Source organism: Luteolibacter luteus, assembly GCF_012913485.1.
Taxonomy (GTDB): Bacteria; Verrucomicrobiota; Verrucomicrobiia; order Verrucomicrobiales; family Akkermansiaceae; genus Haloferula; species Haloferula lutea.
The window spans coordinates 4659113-4684509 of record NZ_CP051774.1; the positions used below are offsets into that span (position 1 = coordinate 4659113).

The following is a 25397-nucleotide window of genomic DNA, read 5'->3' on the forward strand; positions in this document are numbered from 1 at the left end:
CCTTAGGAAGAGGTCGTCACAGGTTCTTCCAAGGCGTGCTCGTTCGCATCGAGCGCGAGTTCTTCTTCATGCCGCTGGAGCGCCTCCTTCGTGTAGATCCGCGCGCGGATGTCTTCGAAGAGGCAATACACGCAGGGCACGAGCAGGAGGGTGTTGAAGAGGTTGATCAGGCCGCCGAAGGCCAGGCTGACAGCCATCGGGATCAGGAACTTCGCTTGGACGCTGGTTTCCGAGATCATCGGCACCAGGCCGATGAAGCTGGTCACCGAGGTCAGGAAGATCGGCGTGAAACGCGCACGTCCACCTTTCAGGACGGCTTCCCGAACCGTGTGGCCTTCACGCCGGTAGCGGTTCATGAACTCCACCAGTACCAGGCTCTCGTTGATCACCACGCCGGCCAGCGCGATGACCCCGATGATGCTCATCACGCTGAAATTCATCCCGAAGAAGATGTGGCCGATCACCGCGCCGATCATCCCGAAGGGAATCACCGACATCACGATCATCGGCTGGAGGTAGCTCCTCAGCGGCAAGGCCAGCACCATGTAGATCCCGATCAAGGCCAGCACGAAGCCCTTCGAAAGATCGGAGACGCTTTCCCGCTGGTCCTTCTGCTCTCCTTGGAAGCCCCACATCACCGTCGGGAACTTCCGCTTCATCTCCGGGAACACATCCAGCTGCATCCACTCCACCACCTCGTTCGCGTTCGCATTCGGATTGGTGCGATCGATATCCGCAGTGACGTTGATCGAGCGGAAACGGTTGGCGCGTCGGATCAAGGCGTAGCCGCGGCCTTCCTCCGCCTCCGCCGCTTCGACGAAAGGAACCTCGTCACCCTGCGGAGTGCGGATCCTCATATCGGAGAGATTCTGCAAGCTACGGCGTTCCTCGTAGGGATAGCGCACATAGACCCGCACCTCATCGCGGCCGCGCTGGAGGCGCTGCACTTCCTCGCCATAGAAAGCCTGCCGGACCTGACGCGCAATGTCATCGAGCCTCAGCCCGAGCGCTTCACCCTCCGGCGTGACGGCCAGCTTCACCTCGCGCTTGCCTTCCAGGTTGCTGTCCCCGATGTCGATCACGCCTTCCTGCGTGGCCAGTTTCTCCTTCACAAACTCCGCCGCCGCGTCGAGTTGCTCCATGTCCGGCCCCGTGAGTTCCAAGTCCACCGCATTGCCACCCGCGGAAGTCTGCAACTGGAAGGAAAGCTCCACCGCGCCGGGAATCGCTCCGACCCGCTTGCGCCAATCCGCAATGATCGCATCCGCCAGAAGCTCCGGCTTGTTCCGTGAATCCGCGCCCTGCAGCTCCACGGTCACCTCGCCGACGTTCACGCCCTTTGCCCCGCTGAAGCTCAGTCCCGGCGTGTAAGGCTGAGAGCCCACGCTCGAGAGCACGTGCTTGATGATCGGGCGGCCATGCTCGTCCTTGATCTCGCTCTGGATCGCCAGGGCCGCATCCTCCAGCTTGTTGATGGCCTCTTCCGTGGTTTCCACGGGCACGCCGTTCGGCAGGGTCAGCTTCGCGCTGATCACCTCTGCCTCGACACGCGGCATGAACTCGAACTTCACCAGACGTCCGCTACCCAAGAGGCCGAGCGTGATAAAAAGCACCGCCGCAAAGGCCGCCACCGTCGCGTGCCGCCAATAGACCAGCTTCTCCAGCAGCGGGCCGTAGATGCCCCTCACGAAGCGATCCAGGCTTCCCGCGATCTTCTGTTGCAGGCGCAGGAAGAAATTCGGGTGGTTCGGATCCACCGGTTTCAGGTGCGCGAGGTGCGATGGCAAAATGAGGTTCGTCTCGATCAGGGAGACCAGCAGCACCGGGATCACGATCCACGGGATCTGCCGCCAGATGTTTCCGCTGACCCCCTGCACGCCGAACATCGGCATGAAGGCGATCATCGTCGTGAACACCCCGAAGGCCGCCACGCTCATCACCTCCCAGGTACCGCGCGGAGCCGCGAGGTGTGCAGGCTCACCCGCGTCGATGCGTTCGTTCACCCGCTCTCCCACCACGATCGCGTCATCGGTCACGATGCCCAGCACAAGGATGAAGGCGAACAGCGAGATCATGTTGATCGAGATGTCGCCGTAAGGCAGGGCGATCAAGGCACCCGCGAAGGCAATCGGAATCCCCAGCGCCACGTGAAAGGCCAAGGCCGGCCGCAGGAAAAGCGCGAGCGAAATGTAAACGAGGATGAAACCTTGGAAACCGTCGTTCAGCAGCAGGTCGATGCGGCCTTCGAGCAAGACCGCTTCATCGTTCCAGATCTCCAGATTGACGCCCTTCGGCACATGGGACGCCTTCTCGCTCACGAAATCACGCACCAGATTGGCCACCCGCAAGGTATCCTCCTCACCGGTGCGGAAGACATTCAGAAGGATCGCGGGATGTCCGTCGTAGCGGGAATAAAGATCCTCCTCCTTGAAGCCATCCACCACCTTGGCGACATCCCGGAGCTTCACCACGCTGCCATCGGGGCGGGTGAGGACGGTGATGTCCTCGATCTCCCCGGCTTCGTAGCGGCGGTTCTGCGCACGGATGAGAATTTCACCCGCATTCGTCCGCACCGAGCCGCCGGGCAAGTCGATGGATGTCGAGCGCACGGCATTCGCCACCTGCTCGAAGGTCATCCCATACTCGCGCAGGATCTTCTCGGAAACCTCGATCGAGATCTCGTGATCGCGCACGCCCACCAGTTCGATCTGCGTGATCTGAGCCTCGCCCAGCACGGTATCCGCCGCCTTGTTCTTGATCTTGTCCCAAGTTGTCGCTGGTGCCTTGCCCTTGTATGCGAGCAAATCGTCGCGCACACCCTCTGCCAGCGCCCGCAGCGTGCGCTCATCGGTATCCGCGGTCACCGCGATGCTCATCACCTGGTGCTTCAAAAGCACGTCGGCGATGATCGGCTTTTCCACGCTCTCCGCGAAATTCTGGATCGCATCGACGCGGCTCTTCACGTCGTTCAGCACCTTCCGGGTATCCTTTCCGGTGCTGACTTCCACGACCACCACGCCCATCCCTTCCGTGCTGGTCGAGGTCAGGCGCTCGATGCCATCGAGGTCCTGGATCGCTTCCTCGATCGGCAAGCAAACGCCCTTTTCCACCTCCTCCGGCGTCGCATTGGGATAGGGGGTCTGGACCGTGATGTAGTTCGAGGAGATCTCCGGGAAGATCTCCTTCTTCAGGCGGATCCAGGTCACAAGGCCACCCACCAGCAGGGCGAACATCAGGAAGTTTGCCGCGACCTTGTTTCGCGCCCAAAAGAAGATGAGGCCTTTCATTGCTCGCTGCTTTCAGGGCTGACCGCTTTTCCGTCACGGGAAACGACCTTCACCTCCATGCCTTCGATCACCGCAGTCAACGCGGTCACGCAGAGTTGCTCGCCGTCCTCGATTCCCTCGGAAACCAGCACGTCATCCTTCTCCGTGCGCACCACCTTCACTTGGCGCGTCGTCACCGTATGGCCATCGCCCACCACCATCACGCGGTCGCTTTTCACAAAGGCCCGCCGGGGCACCCGCACCACGTGATCGATCGTCAAACCCTCGATCTCCGTGTGGACGAACTGGCCGGGCAGGGGGGCGTCCTTCATCTTTCCATCGATGCGGGCCACCACGATGATCGAGCGGTTCGCGCGCTGGATCTCACCTTCGGTGCGGTCTACCACCGCCTTCCAGGATCGATCGGTTCCGCCGGACTCGGTGAGCGTGATCTCCTGGCCGCGCAGGTTGAAGAATGCCGCATCCTGCCTCGGCACCGGCAGCCGCACTTCCAGGATGTCGGTCCCGTAAAATTCGGCGAGGGGCGTTGCCTTGCCCACCCGGGTACCCAGATCCACCAGCTTCTGGCGGATGCGCCCATCGTAGGGGGCGTGGAGCTTCGTGCGCTCCAGATCCCGCATGGCGCGGTCCACGGCCGCCTGCATCGCATCGACCTTGGCACGCGCCGCGGCCAATTGCGGAATGCGGCGCACTAGGTCGTTCGGCGTCTGGCCCGGTCTTGCGATCCGCTCCCAGTCGCGCTCCGCCTGCTCGGCCCGCATTTCTTCCTGCACCACCTGCAGTTTGGCATCGGCGAGGGATGCCTCCGCCTGGGCAAGCGCGGCCTTGTAGTCCGAGGGGTCAATCTCTAACAGGACCTCCCCGGTTTTGAAATTGCCGCCGACCTCGTAATCCGGGGACACGGCGATCACCGTCCCTTCGACTTCCGCGGCAGCCCGCGTGACGGTTGCCGGTTCCACCGTCCCCTGCGAGGGGATCATCACCTTCAAGTCCAGGCGGCGGGCCGTCACCAGCTCCACCTCATGCACCGGCTTGGGAGGGTTCGACGGCTCGGGCGTCTTCCTTAACTTCATCAATCCGGCGGCCACAAACAGGCCCCCGATAAAAATCACTACGGCAATCGCAATGCGAACGATGCGTTTCATGGAGCGGGGTATCTAGGGACCGCGCAATACCACATCCCCGCCAAGGGCGAGGTGGAGGTTCACGCGGTTGTCTAACAAAAGTCTGCGGACCGTGACCAAGGCCGACGAAGCCTGAATCTCCTGGTTCTGGGAAGCCAGATAGGTGAGCACGCCACCGGTGCCATTGCGGAACTCCTCGTTGGAGCGCTCGGAGGCATCTTCAGCCAGCGTCACCGCCTGTTCGAGTTCGGCCACTTGGCGGCGCAAATAGATCTCGGTGACCAACGCCTGCTCCACCTCGCCAAAGGCATCCAGAGTCACGCGCTGGAGATCTGCCACGGCCTCGCGCTCGGCGGCATCTGCCTGCTCGATCCCGCCGCGGATTCGTCCGCCTTGGAAGATGGGTTGGGCAAGGCTTCCTCCCAGCGACCACACGCCGGCCGAACTGCTGAGGATCTTCTCCAGCTGATCGGTCGAGGTGCCGAGGCTGCCGGTCAGGCTGATGCTCGGGTAGAGCGCCTTTTCCGCCTGATCCGCTCGACGACCCGCAGCGGCCAAGCGTCTCTCTGCCGCGAGCAGATCCGGGCGACGCAGCAGCAGCTCCGAGGGCAGGCCCGCCGGTGGGGGTGGAGGTAGCTTCGGCAGCTTCGCCGCAGTGGCGACATTGCCGGAAGGATAGCGGCCTAACAAAAGCTCAAGCTGTCGCAGTGCGCGTTCGCGCTCGCCCTTGCGGCTTTCGAGTTCCGACTTCGCGGAGGAAAGTTCCGTCTCGGTCAGGCGCACCTGCGCTGCCGAGCCGCCATCTTCCGCGATTGCCCGCTCGAAGCGCTCGCGAACGAGAGTCGTCGATTCGCTGCGCGAGTTCACGTTCCGCTCGGCCAGCGCCACTTGCTCGTTGGTCTCGGCGACGGCCAGCCATGCCTTGGAAACTTGCGCGGCCAAGGACGCACGCAGCGCCCGGTCCGCCTGTGCTTGCGCCTCGGCATCGGCGATTGCGGCTTCCGTGCCGGCCTTTGCCTTGCCCCACAGATCGACTTCCCACGCCGCCTGCAGGGAGACGCCGAAGCTATTGCTAGTCGATCCGCCGTTGACTCCGGGAATGCCGCTGAAGTTCTGCTTCTGTCGGGAGCCCTGTAACCCCGCACCTACGGTCGGCAGCCTTTCCGCACCGGCGATCTTCGCCACCGCGGCCGCCTGGTCCACCCGGGCCGCGGAGGCTTTCAGGCTCGGATTCGCGCTGTGTGCTTCGGAGATCAGGGACTCCAAAGGAGAACCTCCGATCTTCCTCACCCAGTGGTGATCGACACCCGCACGGGCTTCCTTGGTCGCTGACCAAGAGCCCGGAATGTCTCCGGCTTCGCCACTCCGGGAGGGTGGCGATTGAAGGGCGCAGGCACCGAGCAGTGCCGCCATGACGATGGCGCTCGCGCGGGAGGGATGCATTCAGGGATGCTCTGTTAGAACGGGAACTCCTCCTGCGGCCCCTTCGGTTTGGACTCTTCGGAGGATTCCTCGATGCCCTGGCGCATGCCAGCAGCGGTAAAGCGGATAAAACGTGAGAGCGTTTGTTCCATGGTGGGGTTCCCGGACTCTCCCGAGGAAAGCCGGAGGACCGTCTCGGAGTGGGCCATCGTATGGATCATGGAGCCGGACATCAGATGCATGCGCCACCAGATTTCATCGGACGAGAGGCCCGGCAGGGCTTTCGTGAAGGCCTTGTGGAAGCGACCCACCATCGTCATGAAAAGGCTCTCCACCACGGGTGGAAGCTCGCAGCCCTGCTGGCCGAACATGCGGCCCATGAGCTTGAAGAATAGTTTTTCGGAAAGCTCCGAGCGGCGCACCTGCGTCGCGAAGGGGCGGATGAAAGCATCCAGGATTTCCTCCACGGCGAGTGCCTTGCCCGCGGCCCGGCGCTCCAGTGCCTCGAGCCGGGCGAGTCGCTCCTCGCTCACCGGATTGATGTACCGGGCCATGACCACTGCCACCAAGCCTTCACGGCTGCCGAAGTGGTAATTTACCGCTGCCACATTGGCCGCGGCCTTCGTTGTGATGTCCCGGACAGACACCCGGTCAAATCCCTCGTCTGCAAACAAGGCTTCCGCCGCTTCGATCAGACGCTGTTTCGTCGCAACCTTCGAATCACCAGCTACCGCGCTCATGGAGGCAAAATTGATTCAAGCGGACCGGGTGTCAAACGAACGATTTAATATTTACCTGAGGGTGTTGCGTAAATCGCTTATCTGTATAGGATTGCGAGCTTGTGAAAATTTTCACAAGCTCCCGTTGAATTCCTTCACTTATCTGCGAGACTTCTGGCATGGCAGCCACGGAGAAGAATGTGAGCCGCGTTTTGATCATCGGAGGAGGCTTCGCGGGCCTCGAGTGTGCAAGAACTCTCGCCGGGGATTCCCGCTTCTCCGTCACCTTGGTGGACCGAACCAACCACCACCTCTTCCAGCCCCTTCTTTATCAGGTCGCCACCGCGTCCCTCGCGGCACCGGACATCGCCCGCTCGATCCGTCAGATCTTGGAAGACGCGGAGAACGTAACCGTGCTGATGGATGAGATCACGGCGATCGACCCGGTGAAAAAGACCGCCGAGGGGAAGTCGGGCCACCATTTCGAGTATGATTACCTGCTCCTCGCTGTTGGCGCGCGGACTTCCTACTTTGGCAAGACCGAGTGGGCGGAAAACACTTTGGCTCTAAAGTCGCTCGCCGATGCCCAAGCGGTGCGGCGCACCGTGCTCTCGAATCTTGAGAGAGCGGAACTCACCGATGACGAGGCCGAGCGCAAGCGCCTCATGACCGTGGCCATCGTTGGCGGTGGTCCCACCGGCGTGGAGCTTTCGGGTGCCTTTGCGGACCTCGTGCACCGCTCGCTGCGCTCGAATTTCCGCCGCATCGATACCTCGAAGCTGCGCGTCGTCCTGATCGAAGGATCGGCCCGGGTGCTCGAGGCCTTCGATGAGGACCAGAGCGAATACACCCGTCAGCGTCTGAAGGAGATCGGCGTCGAGGTCTGGACCGGGATGCGCGTGGACGACGTGAAGAAGGGAGTTCTCCATTTCACCGATGGCACCGTCCTGGAGTCGGAGGCGATCATCTGGGCGGCAGGCGTGGAAGCCCAGCCGCTGACCGCGATGCTCGGCGTGCCCTTGGCGGATCGCGGCGGACGCATCACTCCGCAGGCTGATCTCTCGCTGCCCTGCATGCCGGATATCTTCGTCGCCGGAGACATCGTACGCATGAAAGATGCGGATGACAAACCGGTCCCCGGACTCGCTCCCGCCGCTTCGCAGATGGGCCGCCATATCGCGAAGATCCTGAAGCGGGAAAAGGATCGCCCGGGCGGACAGCGGGATCCCTTCTACTACCTCGACAAGGGCTTCATGGCCATTATCGGGAAGAACCATGCGGTGGTGAAGGCCGGGAAGCTGAAGATGCGTGGGATTCTGGCTTGGTTCGCCTGGCTCTTCATCCACATCGCCTTCCTCATCGGCTTCCGAAACCGCCTTTCGGTCTTGCTTGGTTGGGCCTTCGCCTACATCCGGGACAACCCGGAAGCGCGGATCATCGTCAATCCACCGGGCACCAAGGTGCAATAAGCCCGGCCATTCCCGCTTGAAATTGGAATCAAGCGGGCTGTTCATCCCTCTGAAAACGAACGAATCGCCTCTTCGGCGCCGTTAAAACCTGCAAGCGTCCATGTCTTCCAAGAATCTCACCATCGCCGGAGCTGTCGTCCTCGCCAGCGCGGGAGCCTTTTTCGCCGGTCGCATGACGGCACCGGCCGGGAATGCGACTGCGGACAAGTCCGCCGCGGAATCCCAGATGTCCGGCAAGTCCTCCCGCCGCTCGCTGGGTGGCGGCGAGAGCAGCGGCAGTCTTTCCGGTGCGCGCGATGGCGCGCGCGGCGAAGCGAAGGGTGCCACGGCAAGGGGCGAAGCCGCGGTGGCGAAGATGGAGGAAATGATGCGCCTGAGCGATCCGATGGACCGGAACAAGGCTTGGATGGAATTCATCAATTCCATCGATCCCGCTGAATTCGAGTCGATCGTTGCCTCCTTCCGCGGGCTCGGCATGACGAACACCCGGATGACCGAGTATTCGATGCTGCTCAGTGCTTGGGCGAAGAAGGATCCGCTTCAAGCCTTGGCCTATGCCGAGGCGAATACCGGCAATCGCTTCGCGCGGAACACCATCCTCAGCACTTGGGCGGCTTCCGATCCCGATGGCGCGATCCGCTGGGCGCAGGAACACTTCAATGGCGATGAAGAAGACGGGAATCCTTGGATGATCGGCGTGATCCAGGGGCTCGCGGGCACTGATCCGGTGCGCGCTTCCCAATTGCTGACTTCGATGAATTTCTCCGAGGAGCGCGGGGAAGCGATGGCCGCGCTGCTGCCCACCATCCTTGCCCAAGGTCCCGAGGCGGCCCAAGCGTGGGCGACTGCCATCACCGATGACAATCTGAAGCAGGGCGCGATCGGCCGCGTGGCGGAAGCTCTCGCCGCGAAGGATCCCGCCGGCACCGCCGCATGGCTTGCCGAGAATCCGGGCGAGGCTGCGCAGCGTTCGATGGACAATGTGCTCTCCACGTGGATGGAGCAGGACAAGGACGCCGCCATGGCCTATTACAAGACTCTGCCGAGCGGTGATGTCCGCACCAATGCCCTGCGCGGGGTGGCTTCCAGTTTGGCCTTGGAGAATCCCCAGGCTGCTGCCGATTTCCTCGATCAGAACGCCGCCTATGCGAATGACCGCGTGTATCAGCAGTTTGCTTGGAGTTCCTTTGGTCAGGCACCTGATCTCGCCGCGAATTACATCGGGAAGATTACCGATGCCCGCGAGCAGGAGCGCATGTATGACCGCATGATCGGCGGCTGGATGCGCCGTGATTTCAATGCAGCCACCAACTGGATCAACTCGACCTCGCTTCCCACGAATGTCTCCGAGCGTCTCCATCGCCGCGTTCAGCAGATGCAGGAGCGCCAACAATAATATCGAGGTAACCGGGATCGGCTTTTCGAAAAGAGGCGGGGTTTTCCCGCCTCTTTTCCGTTTCCATGGGGCGACCTTCATCACAAGCTCCTCTTGTGAACGGTCATCTGCTTTTGCTCGGCGTCCAAGGTCCGGAAATCACTCCGGAAGAAGCCGCGCTCTTTCGCAAGCTGCAGCCCGCAGGCTATATCCTCTTCGGGCGAAACATCGTCAGCGCCGTCCAGACCCGGAAGCTTACCGATGATCTCCGCGATCTCTCGGTGGATGAGCCGATCCTCGCGATTGACCAGGAAGGCGGCCGGGTAACTCGCACCAAGGACATCGCCCCGGCCTTGCCCTCGGCCAATGCATTCGCGGCGAAAGGGGATCCGCTTCTGAGCGCCCGCGCCGGTGTGCTCATCGGTGACCAGCTTCGCCTGCTCGGCTTCAATCTCGATTTCGCGCCGGTTCTCGATCTCGATCATCATCCCGGCGTCCAGAATGCTCTGCGCGGGCGGTGCTGGGGACGTGATCCACAGAAGGTGATCGATCATGCGGGCAGCTGGAACCGCTGGCTGCGAAAGCGCGCCGTGCGCTCCTGTGCCAAACATTTCCCGGCATGCGGGCGCGCCCTCTCCGATCCTCACTTCGATCTTCCGGTGAGCGATGCCACCATTCCGGACCTGCTGAAGGAGGACATCATTCCCTACACCGCACTCATGCCCGAGCTGGATGCGGTGATGTTGGCCCACGTGCTTTTCCCGGCCATCGATCCGGATCGCCCGGCATCGCTCTCGAAGCGCATCGTCACCGGCCTGCTCCGCGAGCAACTCGGCTTCGACAAGCACCTGGTCCTGACCGATGACCTCGACATGGGGGCCATTGCGGATCGCTACAAGGACAACAGTGATGTCGTCGCGGCTATCGAAGCCGGGAATGATCTGGCGATGATCTGCCATCGCACCGAGCGTGCGGAAGCTGCGGCCAAGGAACTCGGCAAGCTTTCGTCCTACGCCATCGAAGGTCAGGAAAAGCGGCTTGCCCGCTTCCGCAAGAAACTTCACGGCCCGCTGAAATGGTCGGAGGAAAAGTGGGAATCTCTCAACAAGGAGATCGATGAACTCGTGGCCAAGGTCCCCGAGCTGGGCAGCGAGCTGCCGAATTCTCCCGTCGCAGACTACTGAGGGGACCATTGGGGTTTCTTCTCCTAGTGCCTCCCCTCCGGTAGAACCACCGGCAAAGCGCTCACGCGCTTCCAGTGCAGCAGGCCCGCCTGTTATTTTTCTTGATATAACAGGCGGAACAGGTGCCTGCCTCCGGCTGATTTTTCCGAATCAAGCCCGGACTGCACGACCGGGGCCCACTGGGAAAAGTTCCGGAAGCTCCGGCCCCTGCTAGCCTGGGAGCATGCCTCGCTTCTCCTGGTTCCCGGTCATCCAGACCATCGCGCACAAGAAGCTCGCCGGTCGCCGCCGAGAGACGACGACCGGCGATGCCCGGTTGCTACCGGGTCGGCCTATGGAGGGGGAAAGGCAAAGGGCAGCGCATGGCTGATCGCCATTGGCACGACCGACTTATGGCTCTCGCCCTCGAAAATCCGGTATTCAGAGGACAAGCCATGTCCGCGCAGTGCTTCCAGGCGCCACGCAAGCTCGCGAGTGTTGTCGACCATCTTGCGCCTTGTGATCTTGAGGCGATGCTCCTCCCGCTCATCTTCCGGCCATGCTGCCTCAATGCGGGTCAGCGATTGTTCCAGCGATCCCGCGGTCATCACCAGTCGCGCCTTCACCGGAGACTTCGCCACCCGTTCCGCAAACGCGGCTTCCTCTTGCAGCAGGTAGCGGTTGTTCCACCATACCGAGGGGCTGGAAGCGATGTAGCTCTGGAAGGCATCCGTGTGCGTGAAGAGCACATGCAGGGCGAAGAGTCCTCCGTAGCCATTTCCCATCAGGGTCTGGCGCTCGCGATTCACCGCGTACTTCTTCTCGATCACCGGACGCAGCTCCGTGTCGAGGAACGCGAAGAATTTCTCCGCGCCTCCGCCTTCGCGCGGCGGGTAAGGCTTGCCATTCCGATAAGTCTCGGGCGGGCCGGCAGGGGAGGGCAGGGTATAGTCCAGATCCCGGCGCGATTCGCCCCCGTAGCCGATGCCTACCACGATGCCGGGCGTGATGCCGTTGTGCTTCGAGAGCTTTCCGGTGCCCGCTTGAAGCCGCAGCACGCTCGTTACTACGGGGAAGAGTTCGTCGCCATCCAGCACGTAGGTGATGGCATGCCCGCCTTCCGGGGGCTTGCCCTCCGGCAGCGAGACCATGATGCGATACTCTCCGCACTGCTGTGATTTCAGGACGAACTCCTCACAACGATCCAATTGGAAAGGTTTGGCTGCGACCTCTTGTGCCAAAAGGGAAGCCGGTGGGGCACAGGTCAGGACAAGGGCGGGAATCAAGGAACGGATCATCACCAGGAATAGCTGAGGTTGAGATTGATGCTACGGCCCGGGCCGTAGTTCGCGGACGAAACGGTTTCCGCCTTCGCCACATAGGTCTTGTCGGCGATATTGCTAGCGGTGAGCGAAACGCGCGTGCCTTCCAGCGCGGAACTCAATTTGCCGAGGTCGTAACGGATGCCTGCATCGACCAAGGTGTAGGACGGGATGTGATAGACGTTCGCGTTGTCGCCGAACCGATCACCGACGTAGCGGACACCGCTGCCGATTCCCAATCCCTCGAGCGGCCCGCTTTGGAAGGTGTAGTCGAGCCACAGCGAACCGGTATGGGATGGCACGTTCGCGAAATCGTTGCCCAGATTGCCGTCGTTGTTCTTGGTGATCTCGGACTCCATGAGCGTCCAGCCACCGGTAAGGGCCAGGCCTTCTGCCAAAGCTACCTTTGCCTCGAGTTCGACTCCCCTCAGTTCGATCTCGCCCGTCTGGGTTTGGTAGAGGGGATCGCTGGGATCCAGTGTCAGCACATTCTCCTGGGTGAGTTGGAAGGCGGAAACGGTAAAGAGCGCGTTGAAATCCTTCGGCTCATACTTCACGCCGACTTCGAATTGCTCGCCCTCGCTCGGGTCAAAGGGCGCGCCATTGGCATCGGTTCCGGATACCGGCTCGAAGGATGTCGCATAGCTGGCATAGGGCGCGATTCCGGAGTCGAAAAGGTAGAGCAGACCCGCACGACCTGTGTAGGCGTCGCTATCGGTAATCGTTGTCGCCTTGGTGATCGTGTTGAGAAGCTCGATGTCGGAGTTGTCGTAGCGCCCACCCAGCGTCAGGTGCCATCCTCCCCACTTCATTTGCTCCTGCACGTAGATGCCTTTCTGGCTCTCTGTCACATCCTGGGCTACCTGAGGCGTGAAGGGAGCCGTGATGCCGGTGTAGATCGGGAGGAAGATGTTGATCGGCGGCACGTTGTTGGTGCCGGTGCGCAGGTGCGTCCATGCCCCACGGATGTAGTCGAAGCCCGCAAGCATGGTGTGCTCCACCTCGCCGGTGGCGAATTCCGCCTGAAGCCGGGAATCGATGGTGAAGTTATGCGAGTCGCCGATGCCGCGAACCGCCCGGCGAGACATCATCCCGCTGGCCGTCGGAACCGTGCGGCCCGCTACCACGCCTTCGTAGAACGTGCTCACGTCGGCGAAGCGGGCGTTCTGTTGGAAACTCAGGACCTCGTTGAAGCGGTGCTTGAGCTCGTAGCCAAGAGACCACTGGTCGCGGTCGAAGGTATTGTGATCCGGCTCGCCCAAGAAATTCCCACGGCGGATGTAGCCCAGCGGTGCGGGATAGAGTGTCCCGGTGACCGGAAGGAATTGGTAGGTCGAGCCACCGCGGTCTTCCTGATACGCCGCGAGCAAGGTCAGCGAGGTGTCCTCCGAGAGGTTCCACGTGAAGGATGGCGCGATGAATTTCCGCTCCAGATCCGTGTAGTCGACCTGCGAACCACCGTCCCGATAAAGACCGGCGATGCGATAGAGGAAATGCCCCTCCGCATCCAACGGGCCGCTGCTGTCCGCCGCCACCTGCCAGGTATCGAAGCTGCCGTACTGCACCGAGGCCATGCCGCGGTGGTGTGCCGTCGGGCGCTTGCTCACCTGGTTGATCAAGCCGCCGGGAGCCACTTGTCCGTAGAGAACAGCGGAAGGACCTTTGAGCACCTCGATGCTCTCCATGCCGAAGACATCAAACTGGCTGCGGGTCCACTGGCCACCCGTTGGGACGCGCAGACCATCGCGATACATGTTGGCAGAAGTACTGCCCGCATCGTAGCCACGGATCAAGATGTCATCGAAGCGGCTGTCCTCGCCGCCCACGCCAACCACCACGCCCGGCGTGTAGGTCAGTGCTTCCGCCACGCTTTGAGCACCGCGACGTTCAATCTCTGTACGGCTCACCACCGACACCGATTGAGGGGTTTCCAACAGGGGGAGGTTCGTCTTGGTCGGGGCCTCGGCGATCTTCGCCACCGGGCCTTGCGGCTTGCTGGCCTCGACCACCATCTCCTCCAGAGGCTTTGGCGGGGAAGCTGCCTCTTGGGCGAAGAGGCTATGGGACGTAACGAGGGCGGTCGTCAAAGAAAGGGCAAGAAGGCGGGAGCGCGAAACACTCTCGCGAGGGGAATGGAATCTCATGTGGTCTGTTAGAACGTCGCTAGGGGAACGGCCGGAAGAGCGAACCGCCCGTCGAGAACGTGCATCGATCCTTATCGATTAGGTTTAATTGCCGGTTTTCTTGGTTTTAAACGCGGATTGACGCCATATTGCCTTCTCTTGTTGGACTGCCAAACCCCGCCGTAAGGGAGCTGGGAGGAAGGCCTGTTGCTTTACCCTGAATGCGAAATGCGGAACCTCCGTCCTCCGTCTTTGACTGCGAATTCGTCCTCTCCGCTCTTTCCTCACCGCTCGCCCTCCTCCATCCTCCGCACATGAAGCCCCGCCGCCGCGAGCATGAAGCCCGTGACAACCGCCACGCCCGGAAAAACGAGCCTGAGTCGTCGTCTTCCTCCGTGCCGTCGCTCGATGAAGACGACCTGATGCAGATCGTGGCGGAGAAACCGGTTCCCTTCATTCTGATCCTCGATTGCGTGCAGGACCCGCATAATCTCGGTGCCATTCTCCGCACTGCCGATGGGGCCGGCATTCACGCCGTGGTGGCACCGAAGGACAAATCCGCCAGCATCACCGAAACGGTGCGCCGCATCTCGGTGGGTGCAGCCGACCATGTTCCCTTTGTCCAAGTGACCAACCTCGCGCGGACCATGGAGCATTTGAAGAAGGCCGGCGTGTGGATCGTCGGAACCACCGATCACACCGACAAGCTGATCTACGATCTCGATCTGAAGGGGCCGCTCGCTCTAGTGCTCGGCGCGGAAGAGAAGGGCATGCGCCGCTTGACCGAGGAAAACTGTGACTTCCTTGCGAAGATCCCCATGTCCGGCCAGGTGGAATGCTTGAACGTTTCCGTCTCCGCGGGTGTCTGCCTTTACGAAGCCGTCCGCCAGCGGACCCTCGCGAAGGCATGATCGCCCCGGTCCGCATTCTCTCCGATTTGCACCTCGGCCACCGGGTTTCCCGGATTCAGTCGGTGGAGAGCCTGCGTCCCCTCATTGCCGGTGCGGGCACCGTGGTCTTCAATGGCGATACCTGGCAGGAGTTGGCGCGTCCTTTTCGCGAACGCTCTTCGGAGATGCTGGAAGAGCTAAAGGAGCTCTGCGCCGAAGAAGGAGCCGAGCCGGTTTTTCTCTCTGGCAATCATGACCCCGGATGGCCCGGGCCTGGCTGGATCGAACTCGCGGAGAAACGCATCCTTGTCACTCATGGCGATGCCTTTTTCGCCGAAGGCTCACCCTGGAGCCGGGAGTCCTTCACCCGGCATGAACAAGTGAGGGAGCTCTGGGAGCAGCACCAAGCTGCGAATGGCGACCCTGCCGTGCGAATCGAGCTTGCCCGGAAAATCGCCATCGTCCTGCGGGCCGCCGAGTATCCGAAAGGAAGACATCTCTGGCAACGCGCCATGGATGCCGTGCGCCCACCTCGCCGGGCTTTCGAGATGCTGCGCGTGTGGGCGATGCAAGCGGACGCTGCCGCCCATTTCGCCGAACGCTACTTCCCTGACGCCCAGATCGTCGTGAAGGGACACTTCCATCGCTCCGGTGTCTGGAAAAAGCGCGGCAAGCTCATCGTGAATCTCGGCGCCTTCATGAATCCCTGCCCCGCCTATTGGGCGGATTTCGATGGCAACCAATTCCGTTGCGGAAAGGTCGACGAAGGCAGGGAGTACCGGATGGGAAATGTCTTCGGCGTGTGGCGGCTGACGAAGTAGCGCGGCTTCACGCCTGACCCAGCATCCATGAGATGTGGGGGGTGTAGTAGTCCGGCTCCAGCAGGAAAGAGTCGTGGCCCTTGTCCGAATGTACCGTGAGGTGCATCACGTTGACCTTCGCGTCCTCAAGATGCTTCGAGAGCTCGGTCTGCTCTTCCGGATAGATGCAGAAGTCGGAGTCGATCGAGAATACCAGCCACTTCTGTCCGGCCTCGGCACAGCGTGAGAAGAGGTCTGCGGGCGTCTCGGCATCGCCTTCGTGAGCGCCGTCATAGCGGGACCACATGTCATTGATGCGGAGATAGGTGTTCGCGTCGAAACGCCTCACGAACTTCTTCCCCTGATGGAGCATGTAGCTTTGGAACTGATCGCGCACCCGGTACCACACGAGGATGTCATCCGGCTGCACCACGTCCTGGCGCGCGCGCCGTTCGATGGCATCGAGGTGGACGAAGGTCTTGTGGGAGATCATCCTCGCCAGTGCCAAACCGTAGAGCGGTCCACTATTGTCATAGTAGTCGCCACCGTTGAAATGGGGGTCGTTCTCGATCGCGAGGATCTGCTCGAAAAGGATCAGCTTGTTCAAGACCGTGGTCTTGTAGCCGGAGGCGATCGAAATGACGTTCTTCACCCGCTGCGGGAAGCGCGTCGCGAAAGTAAGCGCGATGAGCCCGCCGACCGAAGGGCCGACGACCGCGTGGAGTTTGCCGACGCCGAGATGATCCAGAAGCTTGGCTTGCACTTCAGCTTGGTCGGCTGCCGTCACGTGCGGGAAGGCGGAGCCCCAAGGCTTGCCGGTCGCCTCGTTGATCGAGGCCGGTCCGGTCGAGCCGTAGCAGCCGCCGAGATAGTTCGCGCAGATGATGAAAAAGCGGTTCGTATCGAGCGCTTTGCCCGGCCCGATCATGTCGCTCCACCAACCCTCGTGCATTTCCGGTTGCCAGAGCTGGCCGGTCCCGGGGATTTGGGGATTGAAGCCGCTGGCATGGTGGGAGCCGGATAGGGCGTGGAAAAGCAGGATCGCGTTTGTCCCTTCCGCATTCAACTCGCCCCAGCTTTCGTAAGCCAGCGTGGCTGTGGGAAGCTCGCCGCCTTCGCGCAGGCGGATAGGTCCATCATTGATGGTGAAGAACTGGGTCACGGTATCCGCCACGGCGCGCTGGATCTACGCCGGGGGACCGGGCTTGGCTAGTCCAATTAGGTAAGGCTCAGTTGGAACGGGGATCGTCCGGAGCTTCGGCCAACACCCGGTGGTAGGGAGAAAGGGAGCGCAGGATGCCTGCCCAGAGGTCCCGGTCGTGGCTTTGGCCCAGCAGATCCGCGGTCGGACGGGTGGTGATCCAGGTATTCCGGCGGATTTCCCCTTCAAGCTGGCCCGCGGTCCAGCCAGAGTAACCGACGAAGGCGCGGACCAAGGTTCCTGGCTGGCGGCTGCGGCGGATCGCCTGTTCCACGGGAATCCGCACATGCCACTTCAGGCGTTCGTCCTCCGTCCACCAGAAGGCAGAAAAGGTCAGATGCTCCTTGGAAACCGGCCCGCCGAGGTGCACCGCGATGTTCTTGAGCGGCTCAAAGGCTTCCTCTTTCAGGAAATCTCCAACGTTGTGGCCGGTAGGATGATTGAGGATCAGGCCAAAGGCTCCCTCCTCCGCAGAATGGTCTGCGAGCAGGATCACCGAACGGTCGAAAATCCCGTCGTGAAGGGACGGGTCCGCGAGCAAGATCTTGCCCTGCAGTTGGATCGGTGCATTGGCTCCGGGGTCGCTCATTCTTTTGTTGGAAAATACTCCCGAGAGCTCTTTTCGCCAATGGGAATAAGGGACTGCTTTGGAGTGCCCAGGCTGGGTGGAAGCACGAAGGATGCCCTGTTGGAGGGGGGAAAGGTTCATTCTCCTTCGGTTGCCGGGGTGGCCCGGCCGTGGCCACTCACGTTCGCCCCATCGCCTCGCTTCAGGGTGAGGAAGGTCGCTGAGCTGGCGATGCTCACCACGCCCAACAGGAGATAGGCCTTGTGAAGGGCGGGCACCAGGGTCTCGGAATCCGAGCGATCGATTCCGCCGAGGAACCAGGCTGTGACCAGGGAGGCAAAGGCGATGCCGAAGCTGATGGAAAGTTGCTGGGCAGTGCTTGCGATCGTGCTCGCGTCACTCGCTTCCGCATCACTGGTATCCGCATAGGCCAGCGAGTTCATGGCGGTGAATTGCAGGGCTGAGACCGTACCTTGGATGGCGCTGAAGATCAGGATCACCCATACCGGGGTTCCCGGTCCCACGCGGGAGAAGGCCGCGATCATCAGGCCGATCAAGATGGTGTTGTAGACCAGCACCTGTCGGTGGCCGAAGGTTCCCAGGATCCGCTGCACCAGCAGCTTCATGCCGATTGCCGCCAGCGCTTGCGGCATCACCAGCAGGCCCGCCTGCCATGGCGTGAACTTCATCCCGAGCTGATAGAGCAGAGGCAGGAGGAATGGCATGCCGCTAATGCCCAGCCGCGTGACGAAGCCCCCGACGACCGACACCCGGAAGGTGCGGATGCGCAGGAGATCCACCGGCAGCAGCGGTTGGGGGAAACGCTTCGCGTGCCAGAAGTAGGCTCCGATCAGCAGCAGTGAGATCGCCGCGAGGATGCTGACCCCGAGGATATCCATGCGATGCTCGCCAAAGATTTCCAGCACCCAGGAGAGCAGCGCGACGCCGCTGCCAAAGAGCAGGAAGCCCCGGGTGTCCAGAGGATCCAAGGTTTCTCCCTTGTGATCCGGCATGTGCTTCTTCACCAGCCACAGGCCGAGGATGCCGATCGGGATATTGATCAGGAAAATCATCCGCCACGGCAGCCAGTGGACGATCAGCCCGCCCATCAAGGGGCCCAGCAGCGGGCCAAGCAGGGCGGGGATGATCACAAAATTCATCGCCCGCAGGATTCCGGATTTCGGGAAAGTCCGGAGCAGCGCGATCCGCCCCACCGGCATCATGAAAGCAGCACCGATCCCCTGTAGCACCCGGGAGGCGACCAGCATGGGCAAATTGAGCGATAGACCGCATGCCAGCGAACCGATCGTGAAAATGGCGACCGCAAATCCGAAGACCCGCTTCGTCCCGAAACGGTCTGCTAGCCAGCCACTGAGAGGGATCAGCACCGCAATCGCGATGGTGTAGCTGGTCAGCACGGATTTCAGACTCAGCGAGGCCACCTTCAGGGACTCCGCCATGGTGGGGACCGCCGTGTTCACGATCGTCCCGTCGAGCTGCTGCATGAAAAGGGCTACTGCCACCACCCAGGGCAGGTATTTCCGGGTCTTCTCCAACGCGGGATCGACCGCGGGGATGGAAGCCGGAATTTCGCTCATGCGTGCTGCCGGACCCTAGCCGGGATGTCCGTCCGGGCAACCCCGGATCGCCCTTGTGCCTTGTCAGGTGGGGCCGGCCCGGCTTTCCTGCCGCCGTGCGTTGGCTCGACAGCATCGAACGGCGGCTGGAGTGGCTCTCCTTCCCCGGACTTTTCAAATACCTCACCTTCCTCGGGGTGATCGCCTATGCGTGCCAGTGGGCCAGGCCGGATATCGGCCAGCTCTTGGATTTCGATCGCGAGGCGATTTTTCAGCGCGGCGAGGTATGGAGGATCTTCACCTTCATTCTGGCTCCGATGGGAAGCGGCGGGTTTACGCCCGTGGGCGCGCTGTTTCTCTATTTCGCGGTGATGATTTCCTTCCTCATCAGCGACTCTCTGGAGAGTGCTTGGGGACCTACCCGGACCACCCTTTACATCCTGACGGTTTGGGTGGGCATGGCGGTGAGCCAGTTGATTTTTGATGGCGGTCGAGGAGCGGGTTCGATGCTGTATTCCTCTCTGTTTTTCGCCTTTGCGACCCTGTTTCCGAAGGTCGAGTTCGCGATCTTTTTCCTGATCCCGATTCAGGTGAGATTTCTCGCGATGCTCAGTGCGGTTCTGCTGGGGCTAGCGGCCATCAGCTCTCCTTCGTTTCTCTTGGTCATTGTCCCCGCCATGCTTCCTTACTGTCTGTGGGTCCTTCCGGACGTCATCCACGGTCGCAAGTCGCTGGTTGCTGCGGCACAACGCCGGAGGAAGTTTAATGTGTCCAAGCTTCCTGAAGCTGTCCCTTTCCACAAATGCGAGGTCTGCCAGCGGACCGAGCGCGATCCGGCGGATCTTGAGTTTTTCGTGACGTCGGACGGCAAGGAATACTGCACCGAGCACCTGCCACCCCAGTCCAAGCCCTGAGGCTGCGCGGACTTTTCACGTGCATCCGCTCCCTTCCTCGCTTCCCTTCCGCGCAGATGGCCTTTGATCCTTCCCCGGTCCGTGAGCAGTTCCCGATCCTTTCCCAAAAGGTGAACGGGCGGCCTCTGGTGTATTTGGACAATGCGGCGACCACCCAGAAGCCCTTGTCCGTGCTCGACACCTCCCGCCGCTATTACGAGGAGCTGAATGCGAATATCCACCGCGGGGCCCACCATCTGGCGCGTGCCGCCACAGAGGCCCACGAAGCCGCCCGGGAGACCATCGCCCGCCATCTGAATGCCGCTGATCCGGCGGAGGTTATTTTTACCGCGGGGACCACGGACAGCATCAATCTGGTGGCCTCGATCCTCACGATTTCCGGTCGGATCGCCACCGGGGACGAGATCTTGATTTCTGCCCTCGAGCACCACTCGAACATCGTGCCTTGGCAGATGCTCTGCGAGCGGACCGGGGCGATGCTGAAAGTGATTCCCTGCCACGACGACGGCACGCTTGATCAGGAAGCTTTCAAGACCCTGCTGACCGACCGGACCAAGGTTACGGCGTTCAATTGGATCTCGAATGCCTTCGGAACCGTGAATCCGGTTCGCGAAATGATCGATGCTGCCAAGGCCGCGAGTTCGCTGGTCGTGATTGATGCCGCGCAAGCTGCGCCGCACCTGGCCATCGACGTGCAGGCCTTGGGGGCCGATTTCCTCGCCCTTTCCGGTCACAAGGTTTACGCGCCCACGGGCGTTGGCATCTTGTGGGGCAAGCGTGAAGTGCTGGATTCCCTGCCACCATGGCGGGGCGGGGGAGAAATGATCAAGGAGGTGACCTTTGCGAAGACCACCTACAACGACCTGCCCTTCAAGTATGAGGCCGGGACACCGAACATCGAAGGTGCGATCGCGCTGGCGGCAGCCTTCGATTTCATGAATGGCATCGGCTTGGAAACCATCCATGAGCATGAGAACCGCCTGATCCGCAAGGCGGCGGAGGGCTTGGCCTCGATCCAAGGGGTCCGGCTCTACGGGCCGGATGATCGAGCCGGGGCGCTCTCCTTCGGCATCGAGGGGGTGCATCATTACGACCTCGGGACCTTGATCGACCAGATGGGCGTAGCCGTACGGACCGGACATCATTGCTGCCAACCGCTGATGGCCCGCTTCGGGGTCACGGGCACGACCCGGGCTTCCTTCGCCGTTTACAACACGGATGACGAGGTGGAGACGCTCGTTTCTTCCGTGGACCGGGCGCTTTCGATGCTCAGATAACTCTTCAGGGAGAGGGAAGTTGGGCTTTTCCTGCGACGAAGTTTCGGGAAGGCTGCCCCCATGAAGCCTGCCCTCACCCTCATGCTGGGTTTGCTCGCGATTCTCCCCGCGCGCGCGCATTTCGTTGCCACGCCATTCCCAAAGATCGTCCAGCCGGGCCTGCCGATGCGCGGCTTGGTCTCTTCCGATCCCCACGCCTTCGTGGTTTACAAGGTGATCGTGCCGGAGGCGACTTCGCGGCTGACCGTTCTCACCAGCGGCGGGGCGGGGGACGTGGATCTCTTCGTGAGAAAGGGGGCTCATCCTTCCTACAACGGCAACGATGCGGACTTCCGGTCCCGCTACCCCGGGACGCGGCAACAGATCCGCATCCCGAATCCCGAGCCCGGCGTCTGGTATGTCGGCCTGCAGGCGGATGGCGGTTACGCCGGCTTGCAGCTCAATGTCCAGACGACCCGGATAAAGGGCGCCATTCCCCAGCCGACTTTCACTCCTCCTCCGGGCATCTATCCCGGCAACGTTCCTTGTGTGGTCAAGGCCAAGACCAAGGGTGCCGTGATCCGTTACACCACCGATGGCGAAGATCCGACTTCGGGATCCCCGGCCGTCCCCACGTCGGTCCCGATCACCAGTGACACCACGGTGAAGGCCCGCGCTTACACTTCCACGGGACAGGAAGGCCCGGTAGGCGAGGCGATCTATCAAATCCGCCCGGCCGGGGATGTGATCGATCTGGAGAACACCCGCAGTATTTCCCATCTGGCTTCGCTGAAGGGCGGCAGGCACATCTTTCGTGTCACGGTGGGCGCGGGAGAGCGTCTCAGCGTGCATACGGAAGGCGGGGTAGGAAAATCAATGATCTCCGTGCTCCACGGTGAGGTGCCTCCGGCGGGCAAGCCGGTGAAAGGCGAGCCGACCGTGCGGAGCGCCACTCGTGTGGTGATCCCGGAAACCACCGCAGGTGACTACTACATCGCGCTGGATGCTACTGCGGCCTTCTCTGGCAAGACCCTGATGGCTGCGGTGGCCGGTGACGGCCCGGACCTGATGCCGTGGGCGGATGCCTTGCGCCCCTACGTCAGCACCGAGGAATTTTCCGAGCTTTCCTGCGAGGTGCAGGAAGGCCTGATCGGTGCCGGTGAGCGGAGGCTGCTGCGCTACAATACCGAGGTCCGGAATATCGGCGCGCAGGACATCGTGATGCCAGATCCCGAGGGCAATCCCTTCTTTGAATACCACGAGTGCCACGGGCACTATCACTTCAAGGGCTTCGCCGCCTCCCGCCTGCTCGATCTCGAGGGCAATGAGCTCCGCAGCGGTCGCAAGGTGAGCTTCTGCCTGCTCGACAACATCCGCTGGGACAAGGGGGCTGTTACCCGCAAGCGCTTCAACTGTGCCGCCCAAGGCATCCAGGCCGGTTGGGGGGATGTCTACGACAGCGGCCTGCCCGGCCAGTGGATCGAAATCGGCGACCTTCCGGCGGGTGACTACCAGCTCGAGCTGATCGTGAATCCGGACGGCATCCTGCCGGAATTCAACTACGAGAACAATGTGGTGCGGATCCCGGTGACGATCCCGGAGGAGTGAGCGTTTTCCCGCCGCCGGGACTTTCCGCGTGCATTCCGCCCGGAGCCGCCGTTCCCTGTGGGCGCGATGAGCATCGCCGACAAACAGCAGGAGATTCTTGAGGAACTGTCCTTTTTCCCGGACTGGCAGGAGCGTTACGAGTATGTGATCGGTCTCGGCCGCAAGCTCCCGGCGATGGCGGAGGAGCTCAAGACGGCCGAACGGCTGATCAAGGGCTGCCAGTCGCAGGTTTGGCTGGAGGCACGCAGTGAGGGCGGAAAGGTGCGCTATCTGGCGGATTCCGACTCGGTGATTACCAAGGGGATGATCGCTCTGTTCGTCCGCGTCCTCGACGACGAGACTCCGGATTCGATCCTCTCTGCGGACCTCTCCTTCATCGACAAAACCGGCCTGAAAGAGCACCTCGCCCCGACCCGGGCGAATGCGCTGAATCTGATGGCCACCCAGATGAAGCAGCGGGCGCTGGAATTCAGTGCTGCCTGAGAAAAGGCGGCAATTGGGAAATCCGTAGGGGATTCCATTACCATTTCCCCTTGCGCAGCCCCGTGGGTTAGGGGCCATGATGCGTGGGCATGGCTGGTGGGAGTTTGCTTACCCTGTTGGATGATATCGCGTCGATCCTCGACGACGTGTCGGTGATGACGAAAACCGCCGCGTCGAAGACGGCGGGTGTGCTGGGGGATGACCTTGCCCTGAACGCACAACAGGTCAGCGGGGTGGTGGCGAAGCGGGAGCTTCCCGTGGTCTGGTCCGTGGCGAAGGGATCCTTCGTCAACAAGCTGATCCTTGTTCCGGCAGCGCTGGTGATCAGCGCATTCGCACCGTGGCTCGTTTCGCCCCTGCTGATGGTAGGTGGCCTTTACCTCTGCTTCGAGGGTGTCGAGAAGCTGGCTCATCAATTCCTCCACAAGCACGAGAAGACTCCGGAAGAAGCGAAGCAGGACCTGACCGCTCCAAAGGAAGGCGAACTCGACGAGAAGGCGAAGATCAAGGGCGCCGTCCGCACTGACTTCGTGCTCTCTGCCGAGATCATTGCCATCACGCTCGGTGTGGTGGCGACGAAGCCCTTCCCGACCCAGGTGATGACGCTCTCCCTGATCGCGATCATCATGACCGTGGGTGTCTACGGCCTGGTGGCCGGCATCGTGAAGCTGGATGACCTCGGCCTCTATCTGAGCCAGCGTGGCTCCGCTGCGGCGCAAGGCTGCGGCAAGGCAATCCTGTGGGCGGCGCCTTTCCTGATGAAACTCCTCTCGGTGCTGGGCACTGCCGCGATGTTCCTGGTGGGGGGTGGCATCGTGACACACGGCATCCCGGTGGTTCATCATTGGATCGAGCATGTCGGCCATGGTGCCGGGGCCGTCGGTGGTGCGATCATTCCTGCGCTTCTCAACGGCATCTTTGGCGTGGTGGCCGGTTCCTTGGTTCTGCTGCTGGTCTCGGGCTTTAAGAAGCTCCGCGGCGGAAAAGCCCACTGATTCTATTTTCTCCTTAGCGATACGTCCTCCCCTGAATGATTGCCTCGATCCTTGATTTCACCTGGTTTGCCGATCCCAACGCCTGGGCTGCATTGTTCACGCTGACGCTGCTCGAGATCGTTCTCGGTATCGACAACATCGTCTTCATCTCGATTCTGGTGGACCGTCTGCCGGTAGAGCATCGCAAGCGGGCGCGCTTGATCGGCCTGGGGCTCGCGATGGTGATGCGTCTGCTGCTGCTCTTCACCCTGAAGTGGATCATGGGACTCGTCGACCCGGTCTTCCACATTCCGATCCATCCGGCGCTGCACGATGCGATGTATAGCGATGAGGTGGTGAAGAAGCTTCAGGCCGCCGGCGGCGCGCTGGGCATATCGGTGAAGGACCTCATCCTGCTGGGTGGCGGTTTCTTCCTGATCTGGAAGTCCACGAAGGAGATCCATCACAAGCTGGAAGGGCATGAGGAAGAAGGGCACAAGGCAAAGGCAGTGGCCACCTTCGGTGCGGTGCTGGTCCAGATCGCGATGATCGATATCATCTTCTCGCTGGATTCCGTGATTACCGCGGTGGGCATGGCCAAGAACCTCTCGGTGATGGCCTTGGCGGTCGTCATCTCGGTATTGGTGATGATGGTTTCTTCCGGTGCCATCAGCGCTTATGTGTCAAAGCATCCTTCCGTGAAGATGCTGGCGCTCTCCTTCCTGATCCTGATCGGCACCGCGCTGATGGCGGAGGGCCTGCACTTCCACATCCCGAAGGGCTACATCTACTTCGCCATGGCCTTCTCCCTCGGCGTGGAGATGCTGAATCTCAAGCTTCGTTCCAAGGGCACCGTCGCGCAGCAAATCGTAGGCGAGTAGGGAGGGGGGGCGACTCCTTCATGAATTCCGAGTGAAACGGAGCCCGGAAAAGCCCGCGGTGATCTCCGGTTCGCGAGCCTGTTTCGCCTGTTAATAGCTGGAAAATTAACAGGCACCGGTCTGATCCAGCCGGCGGATGCAACTGGATTGCCCGCCGGGAAATCTGAGAAAAGGAAGGATCGATCGAAGGCACTTGTGCGGGAGTTTTGCACAAGCAGGGGCTGATTTTCTACTGCCAGCC

At 61.5% G+C, this 25397-nt stretch carries 20 protein-coding genes; 11 read left to right on the forward strand and 9 right to left on the reverse strand.

Annotated features, from left to right (window positions below):
* Positions 1-2 precede the first annotated feature (2 nt).
* Genes HHL09_RS19240 through HHL09_RS19255 form a run of 4 tightly spaced genes read right to left on the reverse strand, consistent with a single transcriptional unit; the run spans position 3 to position 6573 of the window.
* Positions 3-3287 carry an efflux RND transporter permease subunit gene (locus tag HHL09_RS19240; protein WP_169456253.1) on the reverse strand — a complete coding sequence of 1095 codons (3285 nt, stop codon included), beginning with the start codon at positions 3285-3287 and terminating at the stop codon, positions 3-5.
* Positions 3284-4432, reverse strand: coding sequence for an efflux RND transporter periplasmic adaptor subunit (locus HHL09_RS19245; RefSeq protein ID WP_169456254.1), 1149 nt, complete (start codon positions 4430-4432; stop codon positions 3284-3286). The genes HHL09_RS19240 and HHL09_RS19245 overlap by 4 nt, the downstream gene beginning before the upstream one ends.
* A gap of 12 nt (positions 4433-4444) precedes the next feature.
* Complete coding sequence (locus tag HHL09_RS19250) at positions 4445-5854, reverse strand: efflux transporter outer membrane subunit (protein WP_169456255.1); 1410 nt, start codon at positions 5852-5854, stop codon at positions 4445-4447.
* Between the two features lie 14 nt (positions 5855-5868).
* Positions 5869-6573, reverse strand: coding sequence for a TetR/AcrR family transcriptional regulator (locus tag HHL09_RS19255; protein ID WP_169456256.1), 705 nt, complete (start codon positions 6571-6573; stop codon positions 5869-5871).
* Positions 6574-6731: 158 nt separating this feature from the next.
* Here HHL09_RS19255 and HHL09_RS19260 point away from each other — a divergent pair, with 158 nt between their 5' ends.
* The 3 genes from HHL09_RS19260 to nagZ all read left to right on the forward strand — a co-directional run bounded on the left by HHL09_RS19260 (position 6732) and on the right by nagZ (position 10580).
* Positions 6732-8021 (forward strand): NAD(P)/FAD-dependent oxidoreductase, encoded by a 1290-nt coding sequence (locus HHL09_RS19260; RefSeq protein ID WP_169456257.1) that lies wholly within the window; start codon positions 6732-6734, stop codon positions 8019-8021.
* 100 nt (positions 8022-8121) lie between these two features.
* On the forward strand, positions 8122-9417 hold the full coding sequence (locus tag HHL09_RS19265; protein WP_169456258.1) for a hypothetical protein: 1296 nt from the start codon (positions 8122-8124) through the stop codon (positions 9415-9417).
* 95 nt (positions 9418-9512) lie between these two features.
* The gene (nagZ, locus tag HHL09_RS19270; protein ID WP_240963667.1) at positions 9513-10580 is read left to right on the forward strand and encodes a beta-N-acetylhexosaminidase; all 1068 of its coding nucleotides are present in this window, start codon (positions 9513-9515) and stop codon (positions 10578-10580) included.
* Positions 10581-10912: 332 nt separating this feature from the next.
* On the opposite strand, the gene HHL09_RS19275 is transcribed toward nagZ, so the two are convergent.
* Positions 10913-11857, reverse strand: coding sequence for an alpha/beta hydrolase (locus HHL09_RS19275; RefSeq protein WP_169456260.1), 945 nt, complete (start codon positions 11855-11857; stop codon positions 10913-10915).
* Positions 11857-14025 carry a TonB-dependent siderophore receptor gene (locus tag HHL09_RS19280; RefSeq protein ID WP_169456261.1) on the reverse strand — a complete coding sequence of 723 codons (2169 nt, stop codon included), beginning with the start codon at positions 14023-14025 and terminating at the stop codon, positions 11857-11859. Before HHL09_RS19280 ends, HHL09_RS19275 begins: the two co-directional genes overlap by 1 nt.
* A 293-nt stretch (positions 14026-14318) precedes the next feature.
* On the opposite strand from HHL09_RS19280, the gene rlmB reads away from it, so the two are divergent.
* Positions 14319-14915 (forward strand): 23S rRNA (guanosine(2251)-2'-O)-methyltransferase RlmB, encoded by a 597-nt coding sequence (gene rlmB, locus HHL09_RS19285; protein WP_169456262.1) that lies wholly within the window; start codon positions 14319-14321, stop codon positions 14913-14915.
* Positions 14912-15715 carry a metallophosphoesterase family protein gene (locus HHL09_RS19290; RefSeq protein WP_169456263.1) on the forward strand — a complete coding sequence of 268 codons (804 nt, stop codon included), beginning with the start codon at positions 14912-14914 and terminating at the stop codon, positions 15713-15715. The genes rlmB and HHL09_RS19290 overlap by 4 nt, the downstream gene beginning before the upstream one ends.
* A 7-nt stretch (positions 15716-15722) precedes the next feature.
* On the opposite strand, the gene metX is transcribed toward HHL09_RS19290, so the two are convergent.
* The 3 genes from metX to HHL09_RS19305 all read right to left on the reverse strand — a co-directional run bounded on the left by metX (position 15723) and on the right by HHL09_RS19305 (position 19061).
* The gene (metX, locus tag HHL09_RS19295; protein WP_277349126.1) at positions 15723-16868 is read right to left on the reverse strand and encodes a homoserine O-acetyltransferase MetX; all 1146 of its coding nucleotides are present in this window, start codon (positions 16866-16868) and stop codon (positions 15723-15725) included.
* A 55-nt stretch (positions 16869-16923) separates the two neighbouring features.
* The gene (locus HHL09_RS19300) at positions 16924-17484 is read right to left on the reverse strand and encodes a YqgE/AlgH family protein (RefSeq protein ID WP_169456264.1); all 561 of its coding nucleotides are present in this window, start codon (positions 17482-17484) and stop codon (positions 16924-16926) included.
* Between the two features lie 116 nt (positions 17485-17600).
* Positions 17601-19061: a DHA2 family efflux MFS transporter permease subunit gene (locus tag HHL09_RS19305; RefSeq protein WP_169456265.1), complete on the reverse strand. Its 1461-nt coding sequence runs from the start codon at positions 19059-19061 to the stop codon at positions 17601-17603.
* A 95-nt stretch (positions 19062-19156) separates the two neighbouring features.
* Here HHL09_RS19305 and HHL09_RS19310 point away from each other — a divergent pair, with 95 nt between their 5' ends.
* The 6 genes from HHL09_RS19310 (at position 19157) to HHL09_RS19335 (ending at position 25156) form a co-directional block, all read left to right on the forward strand.
* Positions 19157-19954: a hypothetical protein gene (locus HHL09_RS19310; protein WP_169456266.1), complete on the forward strand. Its 798-nt coding sequence runs from the start codon at positions 19157-19159 to the stop codon at positions 19952-19954.
* 56 nt (positions 19955-20010) lie between these two features.
* Positions 20011-21231 carry an aminotransferase class V-fold PLP-dependent enzyme gene (locus HHL09_RS19315; protein WP_169456267.1) on the forward strand — a complete coding sequence of 407 codons (1221 nt, stop codon included), beginning with the start codon at positions 20011-20013 and terminating at the stop codon, positions 21229-21231.
* A gap of 60 nt (positions 21232-21291) precedes the next feature.
* Complete coding sequence (locus tag HHL09_RS19320; protein WP_169456268.1) at positions 21292-22818, forward strand: lysyl oxidase family protein; 1527 nt, start codon at positions 21292-21294, stop codon at positions 22816-22818.
* A 66-nt stretch (positions 22819-22884) separates the two neighbouring features.
* Positions 22885-23301: a SufE family protein gene (locus HHL09_RS19325; protein ID WP_169456269.1), complete on the forward strand. Its 417-nt coding sequence runs from the start codon at positions 22885-22887 to the stop codon at positions 23299-23301.
* 89 nt (positions 23302-23390) lie between these two features.
* Complete coding sequence (locus HHL09_RS19330; protein WP_169456270.1) at positions 23391-24296, forward strand: DUF808 domain-containing protein; 906 nt, start codon at positions 23391-23393, stop codon at positions 24294-24296.
* A 35-nt stretch (positions 24297-24331) separates the two neighbouring features.
* Positions 24332-25156: a TerC family protein gene (locus HHL09_RS19335; protein WP_169456271.1), complete on the forward strand. Its 825-nt coding sequence runs from the start codon at positions 24332-24334 to the stop codon at positions 25154-25156.
* Positions 25157-25397: the final 241 nt, after the last annotated feature.